General features: G+C 70.7%; 6 protein-coding genes. 5 read left to right on the top strand and 1 reads right to left on the bottom strand.

Going from position 1 to position 5,844, the window contains the following annotated elements:
• Positions 1 to 38: 38 nt before the first annotated feature.
• The 3 genes from VNL12_RS10995 to VNL12_RS10985 all read left to right on the top strand — a co-directional run bounded on the left by VNL12_RS10995 (position 39) and on the right by VNL12_RS10985 (position 3,099).
• A complete protein-coding gene (locus VNL12_RS10995; RefSeq protein WP_414654876.1) occupies positions 39 to 548 on the top strand; it encodes a helix-turn-helix domain-containing protein in 510 nt (169 codons plus the stop codon).
• A 140-nt stretch (positions 549 to 688) separates the two neighbouring features.
• Complete coding sequence (locus VNL12_RS10990; RefSeq protein ID WP_325594462.1) at positions 689 to 1,921, top strand: aspartate kinase; 1,233 nt, start codon at positions 689 to 691, stop codon at positions 1,919 to 1,921.
• 149 nt (positions 1,922 to 2,070) lie between these two features.
• On the top strand, positions 2,071 to 3,099 hold the full coding sequence (locus VNL12_RS10985; protein ID WP_325594460.1) for an aspartate-semialdehyde dehydrogenase: 1,029 nt from the start codon (positions 2,071 to 2,073) through the stop codon (positions 3,097 to 3,099).
• A 74-nt stretch (positions 3,100 to 3,173) separates the two neighbouring features.
• Here VNL12_RS10985 and VNL12_RS10980 read toward each other — a convergent pair whose 3' ends face one another.
• On the bottom strand, positions 3,174 to 3,569 hold the full coding sequence (locus VNL12_RS10980; protein ID WP_325594458.1) for a VOC family protein: 396 nt from the start codon (positions 3,567 to 3,569) through the stop codon (positions 3,174 to 3,176).
• Positions 3,570 to 3,680: 111 nt separating this feature from the next.
• On the opposite strand from VNL12_RS10980, the gene coxB reads away from it, so the two are divergent.
• Both coxB and VNL12_RS10970 read left to right on the top strand, forming a co-directional pair.
• Positions 3,681 to 4,475, top strand: coding sequence for a cytochrome c oxidase subunit II (gene coxB / locus VNL12_RS10975; RefSeq protein WP_325594456.1), 795 nt, complete (start codon positions 3,681 to 3,683; stop codon positions 4,473 to 4,475).
• The coding region (locus VNL12_RS10970; protein WP_325594454.1) for a cytochrome c oxidase subunit I at positions 4,472 to 5,844 on the top strand (1,373 nt) is incomplete at its 3' end. The genes coxB and VNL12_RS10970, both read left to right, overlap by 4 nt.

The raw sequence follows: 5,844 nt of genomic DNA, 5'->3' as shown, positions 1-5,844 counted from the left end.
CCGACGCGGTCAGCGACGAGGACGCCTTCGCCCATCGGGTGGGCCAGCGACTGCGAGCGATCCGCCAAGCGCAGGCCCTGTCGCTCTCCGATGTCGAGGAGCGCTCCGGGGGCCGGTGGAGCGCGTCGGCCGTGGGCGCATACGAGCGGGGCTTCCGCAACCTCAGCCTGCCCCGGCTGAAGGCGCTGGCCGACTTCTACCGGGTGCCGGTCAGCGTCCTCATGGGCGAGACCGGTGCGGCCGGGCAGGCCCAGGACCGTCGTAAGCTGGTGCTCAGCCTCGACGCCCTGCGCCAGGTCGATGCCGCCGAGCCGGTGCAGCGCTTCATCGGTTCCATCATTGCGGCCCGGGGTGACTTCAACGGCAAGGTGCTCTCTCTGCGCCACGACGACCTCAAGGCGCTCTGCGTGCTCTGCGGCGGCGACATCCCCACCGGGGTGGCCCAGCTGCGGGCATGGGGTGTGCTGGTGGACGGGCCCGAGGTGGCCCAGCCGGCGCCGGACTTCCGGGCCCGCCCCTCACCCCGCGCCACCGACCGACCTGCCTGACCCCGCACCACCGCGCGCAGTCACGAGCATCCGTCCAGTCCCGTCAGGCGCCGGCAGCAACTGGTAGCCGATCCGGGGGCTGGGGCCCCCGATCTCCGTACCAGTTCGACGGAGTGGCGGGGGCAGTACCGTGCCCGACCGTGGCTCTCGTGGTGCAGAAGTTCGGGGGGACGTCGGTCGCCGACCCCGACCGCATGCGCGAGGTCGCCGACCACGTGGCCCGCACCCGGCGTCGAGGTGACGAGGTCGTGCTGGTGGTCTCGGCCATGGGCAAGGAGACCGACGAGCTGCTCCACCTGGCCAGCCAGGTGTCGAGGGCTCCGGCCGGGCGCGAGATGGACATGTTGATCACCGCCGGTGAGCGCAAGGCCACGGCCCTGGTGAGCATGGCCCTGCACGACCTGGGCGTGGCCGCCGACTCCTTCACCGGGAGCCAGGCCGGGTTCCTGACCGACACCAACCACATGAACGCCAAGATCCTCGAGGTGCGACCCGACCGCCTGCGCCAGGCCTTGAACGGTGGCCGGGTGCCGGTCGTGGGTGGTTCCCAGGGCGTGTCGACCGAGCGCAACGTCACGTTCTTCGGCCGGGGCGGCTCGGACACCACCGCTGTGGCCCTGGCCCACGCCCTCGGCGGCGTGTGCGAGCTCTACACCGACGTGTCGGGGGTCTTCACCACCGACCCCCGGGTGGTGCCCCTGGCGCGGAAGCTGGCCCGGGTCAGCTTCGACGAGATGCTCGAGCTGTGCGCGTGCGGCTGCCCGAAGCCGGCCATGCGCGCCGTGGAGTACGCCCGGACCCACAAGGTGCCGCTGCACGTTCGCTCGGCGTTCACGTGGGAGCCCGGGACCTGGATCGACGAGGAGGACCCCATGATGGAGCAAGCCATGATCTCGGGCGTCGTGGGCGACGCCTCAGAGGCCAAGATCACCCTCACGAACCTTCCGGACCGCCCCGGCATCGCGGGCCGGCTGTTCCGCGGCCTGGCCGCCCGGGACGTCAACGTGGACATGATCGTGCAGAACGTGTCCGAGGGTGGAGCGACCGACATCTCCTTCACCCTGCCCAAGGACGACCTGCCGGCGGGCCGGGAGGTCAGCGATGCTCTCGCGGCGGAGATCGGGGCCGACCGCGTCACCTCCGACGACGGCATCGGCCGGGTGAGCCTCGTCGGTGCGGGGATGAAGTCGCACCCGGGCGTGGCGGCCACGGTGTTCGAGACCCTCGCCGCCAACGACATCAACATCGAGATGATCTCGACCTCGGCCATCCGCATCTCGTGCATCGTGCGCGAGGCCGACCTCGACCGGGCCGTCATCGTGTTGCACTCCGCCTTCGGCCTCGATGCGTCCCTCGCGGGAGGCACCCGGTAGGGCGGCCGTCGGTGGTGCACCATGGGCCACGCGGCGGGTAGCCGTGGCCCGGACACGTCGCGTCACGCCGCCTTGCGGAGCGTCGCACCGGCCGCCCAACACGGAAAGGCGCGGCCGCCAGCCGTCGGGGTGCCGGTAGCCTCGTGATCATGAGGATCGCGATCGTGGGAGCCACCGGGCAGGTCGGCGGTGTGATGCGCAACGTTCTCGACCAGCGCGCGTTCCCGGCGGATGAGGTGCGGTTCCTCGCGTCGGCCCGTTCGGCGGGCACCACGCTGCCGTGGCAAGGCACCGAGATCACCGTCGAGGACGTCGCCCACGCGGATCTCTCCGGTCTCGACATCGTGCTCATGTCGGCCGGCGCCACCGCCTCTCGCGCCACGGCCGAGGCCATCGCCGCCTCCGGTCCGGTCGTGATCGACAACTCCTCGGCCTGGCGGCTGCACCCCGATGTCCCGCTCGTCGTGTCCGAGGTGAACCCCGAGGCGGCCGCGGTGCGACCCAAGGGCATCATCGCCAACCCCAACTGCACCACGATGGCGGCCATGCCGGCGCTGGCGCCGCTGCACCGCGCCGCCGGGCTCGAGTCCCTGGTGATCTCCACGTACCAGGCCGTCTCCGGGGGCGGCCTCGCCGGTGTTGAGGAGCTGGCCTCCCAGGTCGACGCAGCCGGAGCCAAGGCGGCCGAGCTCACGCACGACGGTGCCGCGGTGGCCTTCCCCGAGCCCTCCAAGTTCCCGACCACGATCGCCTTCAACGTGGTGCCCCAGGCCGGCAGCTACGTCGACGACGGACTCGACGAGACCGACGAGGACCAGAAGCTGCGCTTCGAGAGCCGCAAGATCCTGGGGTTGCCCGGTCTCCTGGTGTCGGGCCTGTGCGTGCGGGTGCCGGTCTTCACCGGCCACTCGCTGTCGATCAACGCCCGCTTCGCTCGGGCGCTGGGTCCGGCGGAGGCCATCGAGCTGCTCGCTGCGGCGCCGGGCGTCGCGCTCCACGATCTCCCCACCCCGCTGCTCGTCGCCGGTGCGGACCCGACGTATGTGGGCCGCATCCGGGTCGACGAGACGGTGCCCGACGGCCGGGGCCTCGCCCTCTTCGTCTCCAGCGACAACCTCCGTAAGGGCGCGGCGCTCAACGCGGTGCAGATCGCCGAGCTGGTCACCGCCGGCGGCTGAGACCGTCCGGCGGCGACCCACCCGGTGGTGTCCGTCAGCCGAAGATGCGGCTGAGGATGCCGTTGCAGTGGGGCTCAGCCTTCGACCCGGCGCCGCAACGGGTGATCCGGCGGGGTCTCGACCAGCACCACGCGCACCCCGTCGGGATCCGACAACCAGCACTCGACGAGTCCCCACGGCATCCGCTGGGCCGGGGCGTCGATGACCACGTCGTGAGCCAGGAGGCGCGCCTCCTCGGCTCGCACGTCGGCCACCTGCAGCCACACGATGGCATCGTGGGCGGCGGGGCCGGCGGCGTCGCCCGAGGTGAGCTCCACGAACCCGCCGCCGGCGAAGAGCACCACCCCGGCGACCTCACCACCCGAGCCGTACTCGCGAGCCACGGTGAGCCCGAGCACGTCTTCCCAGAACTGCCGGGACCGGGCGAGGTCACCGCAGCGGAAGATGGTCCGCATCGACAAGACGTCCATGCCCCGATCCTGGCCCGGATCCGGCTCGACCGTGGTCCGTCGTGCGAGTGGACGGTGACGGCCCCGTCCAACCCGACCCCGTCCCCGGATCGTCAGTAGGGTCGCCGGTGCATGAGCCGCCGGCCCGCCGTCCGCCTCGCCCACCTCGCGGCGCCGATCGTGCTCGTGGGCCTCGCCGGCTGCTCGGTGCCGTCGTTCGGGATGCCCGACCCGATCACCGAGCAGGGCGGGGTGGTCGAGCGCCTCTACTCGCCGGTGGTGGCCACCGCGCTGGTGGTTGGCGCCGTCGTGTGGGGGCTGACCTTCTGGTCGGTGGTCCGCTACCGGCGCCGCAACGACACACTCCCCACCCAGGTGGCCGAGCACATCCCGATCGAGATCGTCTACACCGTCGTGCCGATCATCATCGTGGTGATCCTCTTCATCGTCGGCTCCGCCGCCCTCACCGACATCGAGGAGAAGACCGAGGACCCCGATGTCACCGTTGCGGTCCAGGGCTTCCAGTGGTCGTGGCAGTTCACCTACGACAACGAGGACGTGGTGGTGTCGGGCGACGGCGCCGGCACGCAGGGCCCGGAGCTGGTGCTGCCGGTCGACCGGACCGTCCGCCTCGAGCTGGTGACCGAGGATGTCAACCACTCGTTCTGGGTGCCCCGCTTCCTCTCCAAGCGCGACCTCATCCCCGGTGTCGACAACGAGGTCGACGTGACCCCCACCGAGGAGGGCACCTACGTGGGGCGCTGCGCCGAGTTCTGCGGCCTCGACCACTGGCGGATGAAGTTCTCGGTGCGGATCGTCAGCGCCGAGGAGTTCGACCGCTGGGTGGCCGACAACGCCGGCGACGACCAGGCCGCGTCCCCCGCGGACGAGGCGCCGGGCGATGAGGGGGAGGCGGGCGGCGGATGACCGCGATCGACGACCCGCAGGTGGTGGCGACGACCCCTGAGGAATCCGAGCCCGCCCGGCCGCCGTCGTCGGTGCGGGGACGGGGGCTGCTGGGGCTGGTCACCAGCACCGACCACAAGGTCATCGGGCTGGCCTACATCGTGACCGCCCTCGGCTTCTTCCTCCTGGGCGGCGCCCTCGCCAGCGTGGTGCGCGTCGAGCTCTACTCGCCGGGCACCCAGCTGGTGGAGCCCGGCGCCTACAACCAGGTCTTCACCATGCACGGCAGCACGATGATCTACCTGTTCATCGTGCCCATGGCCTTCGGCCTGGCCAACTACCTCGTGCCCCTGCAGATCGGGGCCAAGGAGATGGCGTTCCCCCGGCTGAACGCCCTCGGCTACTGGTTGTTCCTCTTCGGCGGCCTCACCATGGTGTCGGGCTTCCTCACCGCCGATGGGCCCGCCGCCTTCGGCTGGACGGCCACCGCCCCGCTGTCCGAGGCGATCCGCAGTCCCGCCATCGGCCACGACCTGTGGCTGCTCGCCGTGGTGCTCACCGGCACCGGCACCATCACCGCCGCGGTCAACGTGATCGCCACGGTGCTGGCCATGCGGGCTCCCGGCATGTCGATGTTCCGCATGCCGATCTTCACCTGGAACATGCTGGTGACCAGCGTGCTGGTGCTGATCGCCTTCCCGGTGCTCACCTCGGCGTGCGTGATGATGCTCGCTGATCGCCAGCTCGACGCCCAGATCTTCGCCCTCGACGGCGGTGGGCAGCCGATCCTGTGGCAGCACCTCTTCTGGTTCTTCGGGCATCCCGAGGTCTACATCGCCGCCCTGCCGTTCTTCGGCATCATCACCGAGGTCCTGGCCGCGTTCTCGTCGCGACCCGTGTTCGGCTACCGGGGCCTGGTGTTGGCCACGTTCTCCATCGCCTCGCTGTCGGTCGGGGTGTGGGCGCACCACATGTTCACCACCGGCGACGTGGCCACCGGGTACTTCTCGGCCTTGTCGCTGCTCATCGCCGTGCCCACCGGGGTCAAGTTCTTCAACTGGATCGGCACCATGTGGGGCGGACGCCTGACGTTCCCGACGCCCATGCTCTTCGCCATCGGCTTCCTGCTCCTGTTCCTCCTCGGCGGGCTGACCGGGGTGATCCTCGCCCTGCCGGCGCTCGACTTCCAGCTCCACGACTCGTACTTCGTGGTGGCCCACATGCACTACGTCATGTTCGGTGGCTCGGCGTTCGCCATGTACGCCGGGCTCTACTACTGGTTCCCCAAGGCCACCGGCCGTTTGCTCCACGAGGGGTGGGGGCGGCTGCACTTCGCCATGACCTTCGTCGGGTTCAACACGACGTTCCTCGTCCAGCACGTGCTGGGCGC

Origin of the sequence: Iamia sp., from assembly GCF_035575815.1 — a bacterium.
In the GTDB taxonomy this organism is placed as follows: Bacteria; Actinomycetota; Acidimicrobiia; order Acidimicrobiales; family Iamiaceae; genus Iamia.
This window is presented reverse-complemented; position numbering and strand designations above follow the sequence as displayed.

Excerpts from the sequence above, each read along its gene's own strand:
- VNL12_RS10985 (WP_325594460.1), top strand. The coding sequence starts at position 2,071 with ATGAGGATCGCGATCGTGGGAGCCACCGGGCAGGTCGGCGGTGTGATG.
- VNL12_RS10980 (WP_325594458.1), bottom strand. The coding sequence starts at position 3,569 with ATGGACGTCTTGTCGATGCGGACCATCTTCCGCTGCGGTGACCTCGCC.
- coxB (WP_325594456.1), top strand. The coding sequence starts at position 3,681 with ATGAGCCGCCGGCCCGCCGTCCGCCTCGCCCACCTCGCGGCGCCGATC.